Source organism: Pseudomonas sp. SMN5 (assembly GCF_052041925.1).
In the GTDB taxonomy this organism is placed as follows: domain Bacteria; phylum Pseudomonadota; class Gammaproteobacteria; order Pseudomonadales; family Pseudomonadaceae; genus Aquipseudomonas.
This window is the reverse complement of the sequence record NZ_JBKGGX010000003.1, coordinates 205,795-222,945: the sequence shown is the minus strand read 5'-3', so window position 1 is coordinate 222,945 and position 17,151 is coordinate 205,795. Positions and strand designations below refer to the sequence as shown.

At 61.2% G+C, this 17,151-nt stretch carries 15 protein-coding genes; 2 read left to right on the top strand and 13 right to left on the bottom strand.

The genetic code is table 11. The annotated features are described in order from the left end of the window. Positions 1-56: 56 nt before the first annotated feature. A complete protein-coding gene (locus ACLEJR_RS04350; protein ID WP_440796515.1) occupies positions 57-644 on the top strand; it encodes a TIGR00730 family Rossman fold protein in 588 nt (195 codons plus the stop codon). Positions 645-712: 68 nt separating this feature from the next. Further along, positions 713-898 carry a hypothetical protein gene (locus tag ACLEJR_RS04345; protein ID WP_440796514.1) on the top strand — a complete coding sequence of 62 codons (186 nt, stop codon included), beginning with the start codon at positions 713-715 and terminating at the stop codon, positions 896-898. A 34-nt stretch (positions 899-932) separates the two neighbouring features. On the opposite strand, the gene ACLEJR_RS04340 is transcribed toward ACLEJR_RS04345, so the two are convergent. The 13 genes from ACLEJR_RS04340 to rpsF all read right to left on the bottom strand — a co-directional run bounded on the left by ACLEJR_RS04340 (position 933) and on the right by rpsF (position 16,858). After that, positions 933-1,310, bottom strand: coding sequence for an NUDIX hydrolase (locus ACLEJR_RS04340; protein WP_440812361.1), 378 nt, complete (start codon positions 1,308-1,310; stop codon positions 933-935). A 166-nt stretch (positions 1,311-1,476) separates the two neighbouring features. Then, a complete protein-coding gene (locus ACLEJR_RS04335; RefSeq protein ID WP_440812358.1) occupies positions 1,477-2,367 on the bottom strand; it encodes a transglutaminase family protein in 891 nt (296 codons plus the stop codon). Further along, a complete protein-coding gene (locus ACLEJR_RS04330; protein ID WP_440812355.1) occupies positions 2,367-4,853 on the bottom strand; it encodes a circularly permuted type 2 ATP-grasp protein in 2,487 nt (828 codons plus the stop codon). Before ACLEJR_RS04330 ends, ACLEJR_RS04335 begins: the two co-directional genes overlap by 1 nt. A 224-nt stretch (positions 4,854-5,077) precedes the next feature. Next, entirely contained in the window at positions 5,078-8,371 is a 3,294-nt protein-coding gene (locus ACLEJR_RS04325; protein WP_440812352.1) for a DUF2126 domain-containing protein, read from the bottom strand. A gap of 176 nt (positions 8,372-8,547) precedes the next feature. Further along, complete coding sequence (locus ACLEJR_RS04320; protein WP_440812350.1) at positions 8,548-9,009, bottom strand: hypothetical protein; 462 nt, start codon at positions 9,007-9,009, stop codon at positions 8,548-8,550. A 62-nt stretch (positions 9,010-9,071) separates the two neighbouring features. Further along, complete coding sequence (locus ACLEJR_RS04315; RefSeq protein WP_440796508.1) at positions 9,072-9,533, bottom strand: hypothetical protein; 462 nt, start codon at positions 9,531-9,533, stop codon at positions 9,072-9,074. Then, on the bottom strand, positions 9,530-10,450 hold the full coding sequence (locus ACLEJR_RS04310; protein ID WP_440796507.1) for an NAD synthetase: 921 nt from the start codon (positions 10,448-10,450) through the stop codon (positions 9,530-9,532). The genes ACLEJR_RS04315 and ACLEJR_RS04310 overlap by 4 nt, the downstream gene beginning before the upstream one ends. A 302-nt stretch (positions 10,451-10,752) precedes the next feature. Next, the gene (locus tag ACLEJR_RS04305; protein WP_440796506.1) at positions 10,753-13,050 is read right to left on the bottom strand and encodes a YgiQ family radical SAM protein; all 2,298 of its coding nucleotides are present in this window, start codon (positions 13,048-13,050) and stop codon (positions 10,753-10,755) included. A gap of 209 nt (positions 13,051-13,259) precedes the next feature. Beyond that, positions 13,260-14,657 carry a replicative DNA helicase gene (gene dnaB / locus ACLEJR_RS04300; protein WP_440796505.1) on the bottom strand — a complete coding sequence of 466 codons (1,398 nt, stop codon included), beginning with the start codon at positions 14,655-14,657 and terminating at the stop codon, positions 13,260-13,262. A 121-nt stretch (positions 14,658-14,778) separates the two neighbouring features. Next, positions 14,779-15,225, bottom strand: coding sequence for a 50S ribosomal protein L9 (gene rplI, locus ACLEJR_RS04295; protein ID WP_003186385.1), 447 nt, complete (start codon positions 15,223-15,225; stop codon positions 14,779-14,781). Between the two features lie 18 nt (positions 15,226-15,243). Beyond that, positions 15,244-16,134 carry a hypothetical protein gene (locus ACLEJR_RS04290; RefSeq protein ID WP_440812348.1) on the bottom strand — a complete coding sequence of 297 codons (891 nt, stop codon included), beginning with the start codon at positions 16,132-16,134 and terminating at the stop codon, positions 15,244-15,246. Between the two features lie 36 nt (positions 16,135-16,170). Next, on the bottom strand, positions 16,171-16,401 hold the full coding sequence (rpsR, locus tag ACLEJR_RS04285) for a 30S ribosomal protein S18 (RefSeq protein ID WP_002551829.1): 231 nt from the start codon (positions 16,399-16,401) through the stop codon (positions 16,171-16,173). A gap of 28 nt (positions 16,402-16,429) precedes the next feature. Then, entirely contained in the window at positions 16,430-16,858 is a 429-nt protein-coding gene (gene rpsF, locus ACLEJR_RS04280; protein ID WP_144928417.1) for a 30S ribosomal protein S6, read from the bottom strand. Positions 16,859-17,151 lie beyond the last annotated feature (293 nt).

Sequence of the window (17,151 nt, the reverse complement as noted above, 5' to 3'; positions counted from 1 at the left end):
GCACACCACAGTGGCCAGGCTTTACTCTGGGCCGGTCAAGGATCTCGGAGTAAAGCATGACCATTGCGTCTGTCTGTGTATTTTGCGGCGCCAGTACCGGCGCCAACCCTGCTTATCGTGAAGCCGCTCAGGCCCTGGGCCGGGCGCTGGCACAGCGTAAGCTGACGTTGGTTTATGGCGGTGGGGCCGTGGGCCTTATGGGCATCGTAGCCGACGCGGCCCTGGCAGCCGGTGGCGAAGTCATCGGCATCATCCCGCAAAGCCTGAAGGACAAGGAAATCGGCCACAGCGGTCTGACCCGCCTGGAAGTCGTGGACGGCATGCACGCCCGCAAGGCCCGCATGGCCGAACTCAGCGATGCCTTCATCGCCCTGCCCGGCGGCCTCGGTACGCTGGAAGAGTTGTTCGAAGTCTGGACCTGGGGCCAGCTCGGTTACCACGCCAAGCCGCTGGGCCTGCTGGAAGTGAACGGGTTCTACAGCAAACTCACCGGTTTTCTCGATCACATTGTCGAAGAAGGGTTCGTTCGCGCACCGCATCGCGACATGCTGCAAGTGAGCGAATCACCGCAGGATCTGCTCGATGCGCTGGACGAATGGCAACCTTCGCAACCACCCAAGTGGGCGCAAGGGAAACCCGGTTAACCCCTCATCGCCGATACAGGGCAGAATAGCTGCCGCTCAACCTCCCCTTCGCCCTAAAAGGATCGCCCATGGCCAAACCTAATTATTCCTTCGCCAAACGTCAGCGAGACTTGGCCAAGGAGCAGAAGAAAGAGGAAAAGCTGCAGCGCAAGAAAGCGTTGGCTGAAGAAGCCGCACTGAACCCGGGTATCGAAGGCGAAGAAACGGCGCAAGACGACGTCGATACACCCAAAGACCAGGCACCAGACGCCTGAGCCTGTGGTGGGCCGGCAGCCCGACTGCCGGTTCTCATAGACCCAACGCCTTGATGATCGACGCGCGATAACCGATTGGCAGATTTTCCGGCAAGCGGCTCGGCTCGAACAGGCCGATCTGCTTGTGCTCATGGCTGATCGTCGGCACGAAACCGCCCAGTAACTGGCAGCGGTAAGTCGAAATGAACACATGCCGCCCGGCAATCACCTCGAACAGGTATGAATCCAGCGGCTCCCCGACGCTGACCTCGAGCGCCAGCTCCTCGGCGATTTCCCGCGCCAGGCATTGCGGTGCCGTTTCGCCCACTTCGATCCGCCCGCCGGGCAGTTCCCATTCATCCCGCTCGTTGAGCATCAACACGATCAGGCCTTCGGGGGATTGCAGCACGCCTTTGATGGAAACCGGGAACATCGCACAAGCCTCACGATTGATGAATAACGCGTGGCGAGGGAGCTTGCTCCCGCTCGGTTGCGCAGCAACCGCCCCAGTATCTGGGGCCGCTTCGCCCGAGGCGTCGGACCGTCCCGGCGGGAGCAGGCTTGCTCGCCACAAGTGTCTGCAGTTCAAAGGCGCTTTTTCACTCCACCGGCATCACCGTCACCCGCACCTCAGGATCATGGCTGCCGCCCCCCAGGATCACCCCGCGCAACGGCGATACATCGGAGAAGTCCCGGCCCCAGGCCAGGGTGATGTGCTCCAGGGCAGGTTGAACGTTGTTGGTCGGGTCGAAATCCACCCAGCCCAGCACCGGGCAATACACCGAGACCCAGGCATGGGACGCATCGGCACCGATCAACCGTGGTTGACCGGGCGGTGGCTGGGTCAGCAGGTAGCCACTGACGTAACGTGCCGCCAATCCACGGGAGCGCAGGCAGGCCAGCATCAGGTGGGCAAAGTCCTGGCACACGCCACGCCGTCGCTCCAGCACCTCCACCAGCGGCGTCGCCACCTGGGTTGCCTCGGCGTCGAAGGTGAACTCCTGGAAAATTTTCGCCATCAATGCGCGGACGCCAAGCATCAGAGGGCGCCCCGGTATAAAGCAGCTTTCGGAAAACTCGACGAAGCTGCGCTTGAGGTGCACATAGGGTGATTCGAAACGATAACGGCAAGCGTCCAGCAGCGAAGCAGTGAGGGGCCGACCGCTGTAGGTCAGTGCGTCACGGGTCGACTCCCAGGCCGGCGACTCATTGAAATCCAGTGCCGGGCGCGCCAGCACCTCGACGCTCAGGCGGGCGTTGACCAACAACTCATCATGGGGCCGCTCGAAGGCCAGGCGGGTCAACGGATTGCCGAACACGTCCAGCTCATCGCGACGGGTCGTCGGCTCCGGACTGATCGACAACTGCTGCTCGGTGCAACGTTGCCAGTCACAGGCACGCGGCCACAGGTGGGCCAGTTGCTGGGCCAGGGACACCGGGCTGTCGTAGTGATAATGCGTGTCGTGGAGGATCTGGTAGCGAGCGTTCATCAGACGGACACCGTGCGCTGGCTGACGTCATCGACGTGGGCGAAATGGCGCAAGGCCAGGCGATCGGAGACCTGGCCGCTGACGTCGGCCACCTCCTGCAACAGATCCGCCAGCCCATCGAGCGCCGCCCGCAGGCTGGCTTCGCCGAACAACGGGTTCTCCAGGCAGCGCAAATCAAAGCGTGACAGACGCGCTACCAATACCGGCAATGCGCTGTCCCTGGGTACGCCGAAATCATCGTTCAGGCGCTTGAGCGTGCGCGTCACCAATTTCAACTGGAAAAGCACCGCATGGGGGTTCTGTTCGTCCAGCAGCAACAGGTCGAGCACCGGGATCAACTGGGCCACCGCCAGGTAGCGCGAACGGTAGGTGATACTGCTGTTGCCCAGTTCCAGCAACCACTCCAACCCCGCCTGGTCGAACACCGCCTCGCTGCGCAGGAAGGCCGCCAGGCTGCTGCTGAGAAATTGCAGGCGCTCAAGACGCCGGCCCATCATCAAGAAGCGCCAGCCTTCATCGCGGGTCATGTCGTCCAGGGCGAAGCCGGACAGCGCCGCCAGGGACATCACCAACCGGTTGAGGAAATCCAGCAGTTCGCCAAAATCCGGATCGCCGGTTTCCAGTTCCAGGGCTTCGCGCTGCAACTCCACCAGCGCCTGCCAGTTCTCCCGGGACAGCTTGCCACGGACCTGCGAGGCCGCCCACTGCAAACGTTGCAGGTTGGAGCGCAGGCTGAACGACCAGTTTTCGCCCAGCAACGCCGCCAGCAGGCGTTCGGGTAACTCGCCCTCCTCCGGCAACAGCATCAGGCGCTCGCCCAGCGACACCGCCGATTGCAGAGCTTGCGGGTCATCGCCATCGACATAGCGCGCCAGCATGATGCGCAGCAGCCGCGCACTGTCGTCGCAGCGTTCACTGTAGCGACCGAACCAGAACAGGTTCTCCACCACTCGCGACGGCAAGTACGGATCACGCCGGACCAGGTCGTGCACGCCGACGGTCCGCTGGGCGGTCCACTGTTCGCTTTCTGGAGCCTGCTCCCCAAGCACCCAAGTGTCCTTGCTGGCGCCGCCGCGCTGCATCGACACCACTTCGGCGTCGGCGTTGGCGGCCACACGGGTCAGGCCGCCCGAGAGCATCCGATAACCGTCTTTCCCGGAAACGGCATATACCCGCATGCCGATGGCCCGAGGCAGGATATGGCCGTCCTCGGCCTGCCAGACCGGTGCCTGGGATACCTGCGCCAGCTCCTGGGCGACATAGGCATAGGGCCGCGCCTGCATGCGCGTCGCCAGTTTTGCACGCTGTTCTTCGTTCAAGTCACGACCCAATACCGGCTTGAAGCTCTGGGACGCAAACGCCGGCTTGATCAACAGCTGAGGCAGCTTCTCCAAGGCCTGGGCCAGCACCGGCGGCTCACCGCACCACCAGGTGGCAATGGAGGGCAGGAGCAGTTCCTCGCCAAACAGAAACTCATTGATCTTTGGCAAAAAGCCCAACAGGCCCGGTGACTCCAATACGCCGCTGCCCAGGGCATTGGCCACCAGCACCCGGCCCTGGCGTACCGCCTCCAGCAACCCAGGCACGCCGAGGGCGGAATCGGTGCGCAGTTCCAGCGGATCGCAGAAGTCATCGTCGAGCCGACGCATGATCGCGTGGACCCGACGCAATCCGCTGAGGGTCTTGAGGTAGACCGTGGCGTCCCGAACCGTCAGGTCACCACCTTCCACCAGCGGATAGCCCAACTGGCGCGCCAGGTAGAGGTGCTCGAAATAACTTTCGTTGAACCGCCCCGGCGTCAGCAGCACCACCAGCGGCGGCTCGCCATCGCTGGGCGCCTGGCGCGCCAGGGTTTGCTGCAAGGTGCGGAAGAAGCCGGACAGGTGTTGCACGTTCAGGTCGCGATACAGGTCGGGGAAGGCACGGGACACAATCATGCGGTTTTCCAGCGCATACCCGGCTCCTGAAGGTGCCTGGGTCCGGTCCGCCGTCACCCACCAGCGACCATCGGGGGTGCGCGCCAGATCCACCGCATACAGGTGCAGGAACGTCCCGTCTGGCGGCGCGATGCCCTGACACGGCCAGAGGAAGTTGTTGTGCCCGAATATCAGTTCCGCTGGCAGCAGCCCTTCATGGATCAGCCGCTGCGGCCCATACAGATCAGCCAGCACTGCATTGAGCAGCCGCCCGCGCTGAGCAATTCCGGCCGACAGGTGCTTCCATTCCTGCGCATCGATCACATGGGGCAGCAGGTCCAGCTCCCACGGCCGGTCGGCACCTTTCGGATCGGCGTAGACGTTGTAGGTGACACCGTTTTCCTGGATCTGCCGCGCCAGCAAAGCCTGGCGCTGGAGCAACTGGGCTGGCGTGCTGCGTTGCAACTGGTCGAACAATGGCCGCCAGTGCGCACGCACCGCACCACTGTCGTCCAGCAGTTCGTGATAAGTGCCCGTTGTCAGCGGGTAGCGGTCAAGCAGCTCAGGCATGGAAAGCTCGGCGAACGGCAATGAAAGATCAGACTAGCGCAAGCAGATGACGCGCGGATAGATGTGTTTTGCCTTGGGCCTGGCAATAGATTTCGCCTGGAACCATTGTGGCGAGGGAGCTTGCTCCCGCTTGACCGGGCTGGCGCACCAGTGCGCAACGCACACAAAAGGGGCCGCTTCGCAGCCCAGCGGGAGCAAGCTCCCTCGCCACAGAGGTTGTGCGTTTATATGTTCGGGGCTCCGTGGAAACGCCGCAGATCGAGCGTGAGCGGAAACTCGTCATCCGTTTCCAGGTGCGGGATCGGCACTTTCCCTGGCGTGTGCCCAAGCCGGAAAAAGCGTGCCATTCGCCGGCTCTCGGCCTCGTTGGCGTTGACCGGCAGGCTCTCGTAGTTGCGCCCGCCCGGATGGGCCACGTGATACTGGCAGCCGCCCACGGAACGTTGCATCCAGGTGTCGAGCAGATCGATGACCAACGGTGCGTGCACCGGGATGGTCGGTTGCAGGCAACTGGCCGGTTGCCAGGCGCGGAAACGCACGCCCGCGACGAATTCGCCTACCCGTCCGGTGGCGCGCAGCGGCACCGGCACGCCATTGCAGGTCAGCACATAGCGTTGCGGCGCCAGGCCGCTGAGCTTGACCTGCAAACGCTCCAGGGAGGAATCCACATAGCGCACCGTGCCGCCCGCCGCGCCCTCTTCCCCCAGCACATGCCACGGCTCCAGGGCCTGGCGCAATTGCAGCTCGATGCCAGCGACCGCATAGTCGCCGACCTTGGGAAAACGAAACTCCAGGTGCGCGGCGAACCATTCGGCCCGCAACGGATAGCCGGCGGCGTTCAGCTCGTGGATGACATCGGCAAAATCCTGCTCGATAAAGTGCGGCAGCAGGAAACGGTCATGCAGCTCGGTGCCCCAGCGCGCCAGCTTCGCCGGCGCGTAGGGTTCACGCCAGAACCGCGCCACCAGCGCCCGCAACAGCAGTTGCTGAGTCAGGCTCATGCGGGCGTGAGGCGGCATCTCGAAAGCACGCAGCTCCAAAAGACCCAGGCGCCCGGTGGCGCCGTCCGGTGAATAAAGTTTGTCGATGCAGAATTCGGCGCGATGGGTGTTGCCGGTCACGTCGATCAACAGGTTGCGCAACAGCCGGTCGACCAGCCAGGGCGGACATGCTTCGCCGGGCTGTGGCATTTGCGCGAAAGCGATTTCCAGTTCATACAACGCGTCATTACGCGCTTCATCCACCCGTGGCGCCTGGGAGGTCGGACCTATGAACAATCCGGAAAACAGGTAGGACAACGACGGGTGGTTGTGCCAATAACTGATCAGGCTGCGCAGCAGGTCGGGACGCCGCAGGAACGGTGAGTCAGCCGGTGTCGCGCCACCCAGGACGAAATGGTTGCCGCCACCGGTGCCAGTGTGCCGGCCGTCGATCATGAATTTCTCGGTGGTCAACCGGGTCAGTCGCGCCTGCTCATAGAGGAACTCGGTGCGCTCGACCAGCTCATCCCAGGTTGCCGAAGGTTGCACGTTGACCTCGATCACACCGGGGTCTGGGGTGATACGAAAGTTACTCAAGCGCGGGTCGCTCGGCGGCTCATAGCCTTCCAGCAGCACGGGGCAATGCAGCTCTTCGGCGGTCGCCTCGATGGCATTGACCAGTTCCAGATAATCCTCGACCCGCTCCAGCGGCGGCATGAACAGGTACAGCCGACCTTCGCGGGCCTCGGCACAAAAGGCGGTGCGGGTCAGCCAGTCGGCGGATTGATCGATCTGCGGAACCCGGCTCTCCTCGATGACCGCGTCACCATGACGGGCCAGCCACTCGGTATCGGGCAGCTCGGGCAACGCTTGGTTCGGATCGGTGGGATGGATGAACGGATATTCGGCCGCCGTCACCCAGGGTTGCGAGGCCAGTGGCAAGCGATAGCCCAGGGGCGAATCCCCTGGCACCAGCCGGCAGTGGTCGTCCCGCAGGTACCAACGACCGCTCTGCCACCGATCGCCCTTGGCGGTGCGGGCCAGTGGCAGCACCTGGCCGATCACTTTGTCCAGGCCCTGGCTGAACACCTTGCGCAGGCGTGCCCGCTCCAGTGGATCGTCAAGACGCGGGTCCTGGGCCGTGACATTCGAAGGCAATGCACCTTCGCGCCATAGGTAATAGAAATTGTCTTCGTAGGCGGGGAACACGAAGCGTGTCGGAATCTTCAAGCGTTCGGCGACGCTGCTCAGAAAGCGACCGGCCAGTCCGCCATCAGCGCCGTAGTCCTGCCGCTCATCGGCAATCAGCGCCGGGTTGTGCCAGATCGGCACGCCGTCGCGCCGCCAATAACAATTGAGCGACCAGCGCGGCAATTGCTCGCCGGGGTACCACTTGCCCTGGCCGAAATGCACCAGGCCCTGGGGCGCGTAGTGAGTGCGCAGGCGCAGGAACAGCTCGGCGGAAAGCCGCCGCTTGTCCGGCCCGAGTGCCGCGGTGTTCCATTCGGCGCCGTCCGGATCATCGATGGAAACGAAGGTCGGCTCACCGCCCATGGTCAGGCGCACGTCACCCTCCAGCAGATCGGCATCGATCTGTCGTCCCAGCGCCTGGATCGCCCGCCATTGCTCTTCGGTGTACGGCTTGGTCACCCGTGGCGCTTCCCAGATCCGCTCGACGGACATCTCGTGGCTGAACTCGCACTCGCAAGGCTCCACCAGGCCACTGATCGGCGCCGCGGATGTCGGATCGGGACTACAGGCCAACGGGATATGCCCTTCACCGGCGAACAATCCGGACGTCGCATCCAGGCCGATCCAGCCAGCACCCGGCAGGTAGACTTCGCACCAGGCATGCAAGTCGGTGAAGTCCACGTCGGTTCCAGACGGCCCATCGAGGCTTTTCACGTCGGCGGTCAACTGGATCAGATAACCGGAAACAAAACGTGCGGCCAGCCCGAGGTGGCGCAACAGCTGCACCAGCAACCAGGCCGAGTCGCGGCAGGAACCGCAGGCATGCTCCAGGGTGTGCTCCGGGGTCTGCACGCCCGGCTCCATGCGGATCAGGTAGTTGATGTCTTCGCTCAGGCGCTGGTTCAGCGCCACCAGGAAGTCCACCGCCGGCAGCGACGTGCGGTCGATGCTATCCAGATACGCCTGGAACCCGGGCGTCAGCGGCAGCTTTTCCAGATAGGGCATCAGCTCATGCTTTTCATCGGCCGCGTAGGTGAAGGGAATCTGCTCGGCATAAGGTTCGAGGAAAAAATCGAACGGATTGAACACCGCCATTTCCGCCAACAGGTCGACCTCGATCCGCAGCTCGCTGGTTTTTTCGGGGAACACCAGCCGCGCCAGGTAATTACCCTGGGGATCCTGCTGCCAGTTGATGAAATGCTGCTCGGGCGAGACTTTCAACGCATAGGAGAGAATCCGCGTACGGCTGTGGGGCGCCGGGCGCAGGCGAACGATCTGCGGGCCGAGTTCGACAGCGCGGTCATAGCGGTAGTGCGTGACGTGATGCAAAGCAACATGGATCGACACGGCGTGCCTCCTGCGAGCCTGAGCGTTATCGAAAGCGGCGCAAGACTTATGCCATGCAGGCAGGCCGGACACTTTCTTTGTCTACTCAAGGCAGTAGAGCACTAAAACCGGACGTTGCTCGCTTTCGCGTGCAAAGGGGCGCACATAAATGTGGCGGGAGACGGTAGCGAATCGACTCAGCGACGGGAACGCGAGGTCTTGGCCGCTTGGATGACGAGTCCACGTTGGCGGCGGATTTCCACCAGTTTGCGGCGCATTTCACGGTGGCGTTTGCTGTTGAGCAGTAGTAATCCCAACAGCGGCAGCAGCATCGCGGACAAATAAACGCCTTGATGCGGCCGGTAGGCAAACATCGGAATAACCGCACCCAGACAGGCCAGAAAGTAACCCGATACACACCAGACGGCCCAGGCACGTCCGCGAGCAATCAAGAGGTTGCCCACTACCAGGACCAATACTAGAGCCAAGGTCCCGAGCCCGACATAGTCGGTCCTGACGGAGGGTTCCAAGGCACGCCAGTAAGTCGTTCCAGCCAGCACCAGCAACGTTGATCCTGAAAAGCAGGCCAGTAGGATGGTGCCCATGAACACCGGAAAATAACGGGCAAGGAAGCCCTTCAGCGATCCGCCGCCAATCATTCCGTGAACTCCTCGTACAGGCCGACGGCGACGGTCTTCATGGCCGTTGCCTGTATAACGACTCATCGGCGGGACCGTGGGCTCTTGATAGCTTGGATAATGAGTTCGCGCTGGCGACGGATTTCCACCAGCTTGCGGCGCATTTCACGGTGGCGCTTGCTGTTGAGCAGCAAGAGGGCGAGCAGCGGAAAAAGCAGACTCAAACTGTAAATCAGCCTGTTGGGTCGATATTCAATTGTGGGCAGTACACATAAAAAACAAAGGCCCAGCACCATCGACAACAGCAACACCCAGCGCGGGCGTCCGCGCGCAATCATGAAATTGCAATGCACTATGACAAGGGTAAGGGCAACTCCGCTCAGAAACGACCATTTCGCGTCATCGGCCAAGGAAAGGTCCCGGAAATAGCTGTCAAAGAACAGCGGAACAGCGAACACCAAGGCAAAGACCGACGCCAGTATTCCCCCTATGAAGACGGGGAAATACCTGAATAAAAAGCCGCGAATACTGGGTTGATCCTTCACTGGTCTATTTCCTCATACAGGCCTACGGCAATCGTCCGGACATTTCCAGAAACTGCGCTTCCGGTGAAGCCGATCACGGCCCCCAAGGCGTCCCGTATCTGCGTGACCGTTGCATGCTTGAGCTGAGTTGATGTGAAGCGTTTGGGTAGCTCACCGGACAACTGCTTCAACTTCAGGAGTTTTGAGGTCAAGCGAGGGTCATTGATACTCAACAACTCCTTGGTCAGTTTGGCCCGTTCTTGTCGATTTAACCCCCTAAGCACCTCTCGCACACTTTTACCTGTTGTAGCCTTATTCAGTCTGACCAGCTTGAGGGTCGTCAGCGAAGACGCACCTACCCCTACCAAGGACGCGGCGTCCAGAGCAATCATCGTGTATTGGTACCACTCTTCGCTGTCGAGTTGATCATTTCGGGCTGGATTACTGATTTCATTGCGAGCGCGATAGCCGCTCGCAAGACATTGGACGGTGCTGGCGACGGCAGCGGTATAGCCCAAGGCAGCGATCACGCTACTGGTTCCAGCTGAAAAGGGGATTGCAACGGAACCGCTAAGCACCACGACCCAACCGATAACGGCTCCCGCACAGGACAAGCTGGTATTGATCGCCTCTGCGACCAATCGCGACTCCCGAGGGTTGTCTTGCACCTGCTGGGCAAACTGAGCCGGCGCAATGTACTTCTGCGCCTCACGCAAAATGATCCGCTTGGGCGCGATGCTGCAGATCGGCTTGAACTCGCGCAGGGTCACCACGTTGAATTCGGCGTCGATGTACACCACGCCCGCCCCAACAATCCCGGGGTCGGCATCAATGGCAGCGAACAAGCGTGGCAGGTTGATCTGGCTTTCGATGCGTTGGCGGGCCATGAATTGGGAGAATGTGTTGTCCATGCCGATACCCGGCAGCGGGGTGCTCATGTCTATCGTCCTTGGCAGTCGAGAAATGTCTTTACCAACACTGAACCTGTGGCGAGGAGCTTGCTCCCGCTGGGGTGTGAAACAGCCCCAAAACCATACACCTCAGTGTGTCAGGTCATTTCGGTGTGTATTGGGGGGGCGCTTCGCCCGAGGCGTCGGACCGTCCCAGCGGGAACAAGCTCCCTCGTCACAGGAGTGCGCCCGCTTTCATTGGCGGGCGCCACGATAACAAACGGCCAGCAGCGTCGCTAGAAAGCAAAACGCCAGCACTCAGGCTGGCGTTTTGCGTTATCGCTCAAGGATCAGCGCGGTACCACAGGCTTGCGCGCAGGCTTCGGGCCTTTGCCCTTGGCGGCATCCTTGCGCTCCTTGGCGGCCTGTTGGTTGCGGGCGAAGGCCGCGGCCTTGGCTTGCTCGCGCTTGTCCCAAGGGTTGGCGCCGTCGCTGCCACGCGGTGGCAGGCCGGTGTGCTGGGTCAGGATCTTGGTGCCCTTGCCCACTTTGTGGCTGCCGGCCGGCGTCGAGTTCTTGCGACGAGCGCTCTGGTAGCTGTCAGCCGCCGGCTGGTGCAGCGGGATCAACTGGTGCTTGCCCGGCCCGATCAGGTCGGCGCGGCCCATGCGGGTCAGCGCCTCACGCAACATCGGCCAACCCTTGGGGTCGTGATAGCGCAGGAAGGCCTTGTGCAGGCGGCGCTGTTCTTCACTCTTGACGATGGTCACGCCGTCGCTTTTGTAGGTGACCTTGCGCAGCGGGTTCTTGCCCGAGTGGTACATCGCGGTGGCGCTGGCCATCGGCGACGGGTAGAACGCCTGCACCTGGTCGGCACGGAAGCCGTTGCCCTTGAGCCACAGCGCCAGGTTCATCATGTCTTCGTCGGTGGTGCCTGGGTGGGCAGCGATGAAGTATGGGATCAGATACTGTTCTTTCCCGGCTTCCTTGCTGAACTTCTCGAACATGCGCTTGAACCGGTCGTAGGTACCGATACCCGGCTTCATCATCTGGTTGAGCGGCCCTTCCTCGGTATGCTCAGGCGCGATCTTAAGGTAGCCGCCGACGTGATGGGTCACCAGCTCCTTGACGTATTCCGGCGACTCGACCGCCAGGTCATAACGCAGGCCGGAGGCGATCAGGATCTTCTTCACCCCAGGCAAGGCCCGGGCGCTGCGGTACAGCTGGATCAAGGAAGAATGATCGGTGTTCAGGTTCGGGCAGATGCCAGGGAACACGCAGGACGGCTTGCGGCAAGCGGATTCGATTTCCGGGCTCTTGCAGGCGATGCGGTACATGTTCGCGGTCGGGCCGCCAAGGTCGGAAATAACCCCGGTAAAGCCCGGGACCTTGTCACGGATCTCTTCGATCTCGCGAATGATCGACTCTTCGGAACGGTTCTGGATGATCCGGCCTTCGTGCTCGGTGATCGAGCAGAAGGTGCAACCGCCAAAGCAGCCGCGCATGATGTTCACCGAGAAACGGATCATCTCGTAGGCCGGGATCTTTTCCTTGCCGTACGCCGGATGCGGAACACGCGCGTAAGGCATACCGAACACGTAGTCCATTTCCTCGGTGGTCATGGGAATGGGCGGCGGGTTGAACCAGACATCGACCTCGCCGTGCTTCTGCACCAGCGCCCGGGCGTTACCCGGGTTGGTTTCCAGATGCAGCACGCGGTTGGCGTGGGCGTAGAGCACGGGGTCGTTGCGTACTTTTTCCACCGATGGCAGACGGATCACGGTTTTGTCACGGGTCATTTTCGGGCTGGCCAGGATCTGCACGACCTTGGCTTCGCCGGGGTCCTCAACCGGCCCCTTCTCCTGCTCGATGGCGCAGGCCGCAGTGTCCTGGGTGTTCACGTACGGGTTGATGATCTTGTCGATCTTGCCCGGGCGGTCGATGCGCGTGGAATCGACTTCGTACCAGTCTTTCGGCGTGTCGCGGCGGATGAACGCAGTGCCACGCACATCGGTGATGTCTTCGATCTTGTGCCCGTAGGACAGACGCTGGGCGACTTCGACAATCGCCCGTTCGGCGTTGCCGTAGAGCAGGATGTCGGCGCAGGCATCGATCAGGATCGAGTTGCGCACCCGGTCCTGCCAGTAGTCGTAGTGGGCGATGCGCCGCAGGGACGCCTCGATGCCGCCCAGCACGATCGGCACATGCTTGTAGGCTTCCTTGCAGCGCTGGCTGTAGACCAGGCTCGCTCGGTCCGGCCGCTTGCCCGCCAGGCCGCCGGGCGTGTAGGCGTCGTCGGAGCGGATTTTCTTGTCGGCGGTGTAGCGGTTGATCATCGAGTCCATGTTGCCGGCCGCGACACCGAAGAACAGGTTGGGCTCGCCGAGCTTCATGAAGTCGTCCTTGGACTGCCAGTTCGGCTGGGCAATGATCCCGACGCGGAAGCCCTGGGCTTCCAGCAGACGGCCAATGATCGCCATGCCGAACGACGGGTGGTCGACGTACGCGTCACCGGTCACGATGATGATGTCGCACGAATCCCAGCCGAGCTGATCCATCTCCTCCCTGCTCATGGGCAGGAACGGCGCCGGGCCGAAACATTCGGCCCAGTACTTGGGATAGTCAAATAACGGCTTGGCTGCTTGCATGTCGATGACCGGTATAGAAGATGGAAAATCGCGGGCGCGGAATATAGCACAAAAAATAACCAATTTGTGGCGAGGGAGCTTGCTCCCGCTCGGCTGCGTAGCAGCCGCACAATCAATTGGTGCTATTTGTCAGGAAAATTTTTGCCTTGTTGGGGGCTGCTGCGCAGCCCAGCGGGAGCAAGCTCCCTCGCCACAGGGGCGGTGGCAGGTTATTCATCATCGTCGAAGTTATAGCTACCCGGCGCCAGGTTCTCAAAGCGCGTGTACTTACCGATGAACGCCAGGCGGATAAAGCCGATCGGCCCGTTCCGCTGCTTGCCGATGATGATTTCGGCAATGCCTTTGTGTTCCGTCTCCGGGTGATACACCTCGTCGCGGTACACGAACATGATGACGTCGGCGTCCTGCTCGATCGCACCCGATTCCCGCAAGTCGGAGTTCACTGGGCGCTTGTTGGGGCGCTGTTCCAGGGAGCGGTTCAGCTGGGAAAGCGCCACCACCGGGCAGTTGAACTCCTTCGCCAGGGCCTTGAGGGAACGGGAGATCTCGGAAATCTCGTTGGTCCGGTTGTCGCCGCTGGAGCCGGGAATCTGCATCAGTTGCAGGTAGTCGATCATGATCAAACCGATCTCACCGTGCTCACGTACCAGGCGCCGGGTGCGGGCGCGCATTTCCGACGGGCTGATGCCGGCCGTATCGTCGATGAACAGCTTGCGGTCGTTGAGCAGGTTGACCGCCGAGGTCAGGCGTGGCCAGTCGTCGTCTTCCAGCTGGCCGGAACGGACCTTGGTCTGGTCGATGCGCCCCAGGGAAGAAAGCATACGCATGATCAGCGATTCACCTGGCATCTCCAAAGAGTAGACCAGGACGGCCTTGTCGCTGCGCAGTACGGCGTTTTCCACCAGGTTCATTGCAAAGGTGGTCTTACCCATCGACGGACGGCCAGCGACAATGATCAGGTCGGCCGGTTGCAGGCCGCTGGTTTTCTCGTCGAGGTCGGTATAGCCAGTGGACAAGCCCGTGATCGCGTCGGAAGTGTTGAACAGCGTATCGATCCGGTCGATGGCCTTGGTCAGCAGCTCATTGACGCCGACCGGGCCGCCGGTCTTCGGCCGGGCCTCGGCTATCTGGAAGATCTGCCGTTCGGCTTCGTCGAGGATCTCTTCGGCAGTGCGGCCTTCGGGGTTGAATGCACTGTCGGCGATCTCGTTACTGATGCCGATCAGCTGACGCAAAGTCGCACGTTGCCGAACGATTTGCGCATAGGCCTTGATGTTGGCGACGGACGGCGTATTTTTCGCCAGCTCACCCAGGTAGCCAAGGCCGCCGACCTGGGACGTCTGTCCCTCCTTGTCCAATTGCTCGGCCAGGGTCACGACGTCGATCGGCATGTTCTGATCGGCCAATTTGGCGATCGCACGGAAGATCAGGCGGTGGTCATGCCGGTAGAAATCGCCGTCGGACACTTGATCGAGCACGCGCTCCCAGGCGTTGTTGTCCAGCATCAGGCCACCGAGTACGGCCTGTTCGGCCTCGATGGAATGCGGCGGCACCTTCAGGGCAGCGGTTTGCAGATCATATTGCTCAGGAGCGGTGATTTCGTTCATGGCCACGGGGATTCTGGTGATGGAAACAGCAATTGCAGAAAGACAAAGGGCACGACCTGTAGACAGGATCGTGCCCGATGTTACCGACTAGTACCCAAGGGTGCCAGCCGACAGATGTTGCTTAGGCTGCTACCACGACAACGCGTACAGTGGCTTCAACTTCGGCGTGCAAGTGCACGGCGACGTCGAATTCACCCACGTTGCGGATGGTGCCGTTCGGCAGACGAACTTCGCTTTTCGCGACTTCAACGCCGGAGGCGGTCAGTGCGTCAGCGATGTCGTGGGTACCGATCGAACCGAACAGCTTGCCTTCGTCGCCAGCAGTGGCAGTGATGGTCACTTCCAGCTCGGCCAGTTGGGCAGCACGGCTTTCAGCCGAGGCTTTACGGTCTGCGGCAGCTTTTTCCAGCTCAGCGCGACGCTCTTCGAACGCAGCCAAGTTGGCAGCGGTCGCAGCGGTGGCTTTGCCGAAAGGCAGCAGGTAGTTACGACCGTAGCCGGCCTTAACGTTTACTTTGTCGCCCAGGTTGCCCAGGTTGGCGATTTTTTCCAGAAGGATCAGTTGCATGTGAAAATCCTCTAACTTTTAACCTTCACCGTTCGCGTTGTCGGCGTCTTTCGACGCCATCCGACCGCGAAAATCAATCAGGCTGTCAACGATGGCCAGGACCACGAGCAACGGACCGAGCAAGTGCATGAAAGGCAACAACGTCACGTACATCCCCACCAGCCAGAAAGCAGCCAGTCGTTTCTGCGCCACCAGCCCGTGAACCAGGGCCAGGCCGGCGAAGACCAGCGGTACACTGCACAACGGCATCAGAATCAGTGCATGCAGCCCGAAAAACGGGGCCACAAACATGACGGCCAGCAGTGACAGCGCCACGCTCTTGGGGAATCGGATTGCGCGAAATTCACGCCCGAAACCACCGGGGTTGTACAACGAAGCCTGCCAATAGCGCCCGAGAATCAGGCACAGCACGCTAAGGATCTGCAACGAAGCTGCTATCGAAATGATCGTCAGCGGTGCGGCCATGCGGGTGAAAAACGCCTTTTCGTCTGCCGAGAGTGTCTCGTAGACCCCACCCATCGCCAGCGGCAGGACGTTCTCGAACGTCTGCGCCAGTGATTCGATGATGGAACTGAATACAGTCCCCAGGCTCACCGCACACAACAACCCCACGGCCACGCTGCAAAGCAGCACGCGATTCCAGGTATGCCCGGCGCGCAGAATCAACGCCAGGCCGCCAGCCCCGAGCAACACCAGGAGTGTCGTCGGGTCCTTCAGGAAGTACCAGCTCACCAACGCTGACACCACCCCGATACCCAGGACGCTCAAGGCGTCCGAACCGCGCCGCAGAAGCACCAGGCTCCCGGCGGCGGCACTCAACCAGAACAACAGCGGCAATGCCGCGGATCCGGCCACGACCAGCGTGGCCTGCACACGTCCCCGCATGATGAAGTCAGCCAAGGCGCGCATGCATTCGATCCCTTACTACTCGTCGACTGCCCGGTCTCAGCGGCCGTGGCTGTCGGTGTAGGCCAGCAGGGCCAGGAAGCGGGCGCGCTTGATAGCGGTGGCCAGCTGACGCTGATAACGAGCTTTGGTACCGGTGATACGGCTTGGAACGATTTTGCCGGTCTCGGATACGTAGGCTTTCAGGGTGTTGAGATCTTTGTAGTCGATCTCTTTCACGTCTTCAGCGGTGAAGCGGCAGAATTTACGACGACGGAAGAAACGTGCCATGTGATTGGCTCCTTAAAAGGTCCGTGGATTACTCGTCAGCGTTATCGCTGTTGTCGCTGTCGCTATCGCTGTCATCGCCATCGGCGCTGTCAGAGTGCTCAGGACGGTCGCGACGCTCACGGCGCTCACTGCGGTTTTCTTCAGCCTTGAGCATCTCGGATTGGCCGGTGATGGCTTCTTCGCGACGGATGACCAGGTTACGGATCACTGCATCGTTGTAGCGGAAGTTGTCTTCCAGCTCGGCCAGGGCCTTGCCGGTGCACTCAACGTTCAGCATCACGTAGTGAGCCTTGTGAACATTGTTGATTGCATAGGCCAGTTGACGACGGCCCCAGTCTTCCAGACGGTGGATTTTGCCGCCGTCTTCTTCGATCAGCTTGGTGTAACGCTCAACCATGCCGCCGACTTGCTCGCTTTGATCCGGGTGGACCAAAAAGATGATTTCGTAATGACGCATGAATGCTCCTTACGGGTTGTAGCCTGCCGCTTAAAAACGGTCAGACAAGGAGTGAATGACACTTATGGACTTGAGGACGCTAGACACATAAGTGCCTGCCATCACAGCAAGGGGCGCAATTGTAGAGAAGGGTCGAAGGCGGCGCAAGGCAATTGGTGATTATTTGAACAGTCACAATCGCGCCCACACACCAAACCACTGTGGGAGCGAGCCTGCTCGCGATAGCGGTGGGTCAGTCAGCACAAATGCAAACTGACCCACCGCTATCGCGAGCAGGCTCGCTCCCACAGGGA

What these genes read in the sequence shown, in the direction of transcription:
- ACLEJR_RS04350 (WP_440796515.1), top strand. Translation starts at nt 57, where the DNA reads ATGACCATTGCGTCTGTCTGTGTATTTTGCGGCGCCAGTACCGGCGCC.
- ACLEJR_RS04345 (WP_440796514.1), top strand. Translation starts at nt 713, where the DNA reads ATGGCCAAACCTAATTATTCCTTCGCCAAACGTCAGCGAGACTTGGCC.
- ACLEJR_RS04340 (WP_440812361.1), bottom strand. Translation starts at nt 1,310, where the DNA reads ATGTTCCCGGTTTCCATCAAAGGCGTGCTGCAATCCCCCGAAGGCCTG.
- ACLEJR_RS04335 (WP_440812358.1), bottom strand. Translation starts at nt 2,367, where the DNA reads ATGAACGCTCGCTACCAGATCCTCCACGACACGCATTATCACTACGAC.
- ACLEJR_RS04330 (WP_440812355.1), bottom strand. Translation starts at nt 4,853, where the DNA reads ATGCCTGAGCTGCTTGACCGCTACCCGCTGACAACGGGCACTTATCAC.
- ACLEJR_RS04320 (WP_440812350.1), bottom strand. Translation starts at nt 9,009, where the DNA reads ATGATTGGCGGCGGATCGCTGAAGGGCTTCCTTGCCCGTTATTTTCCG.
- ACLEJR_RS04310 (WP_440796507.1), bottom strand. Translation starts at nt 10,450, where the DNA reads ATGAGCACCCCGCTGCCGGGTATCGGCATGGACAACACATTCTCCCAA.
- ACLEJR_RS04305 (WP_440796506.1), bottom strand. Translation starts at nt 13,050, where the DNA reads ATGCAAGCAGCCAAGCCGTTATTTGACTATCCCAAGTACTGGGCCGAA.
- dnaB (WP_440796505.1), bottom strand. Translation starts at nt 14,657, where the DNA reads ATGAACGAAATCACCGCTCCTGAGCAATATGATCTGCAAACCGCTGCC.
- rplI (WP_003186385.1), bottom strand. Translation starts at nt 15,225, where the DNA reads ATGCAACTGATCCTTCTGGAAAAAATCGCCAACCTGGGCAACCTGGGC.
- ACLEJR_RS04290 (WP_440812348.1), bottom strand. Translation starts at nt 16,134, where the DNA reads ATGCGCGCCTTGGCTGACTTCATCATGCGGGGACGTGTGCAGGCCACG.
- rpsR (WP_002551829.1), bottom strand. Translation starts at nt 16,401, where the DNA reads ATGGCACGTTTCTTCCGTCGTCGTAAATTCTGCCGCTTCACCGCTGAA.
- rpsF (WP_144928417.1), bottom strand. Translation starts at nt 16,858, where the DNA reads ATGCGTCATTACGAAATCATCTTTTTGGTCCACCCGGATCAAAGCGAG.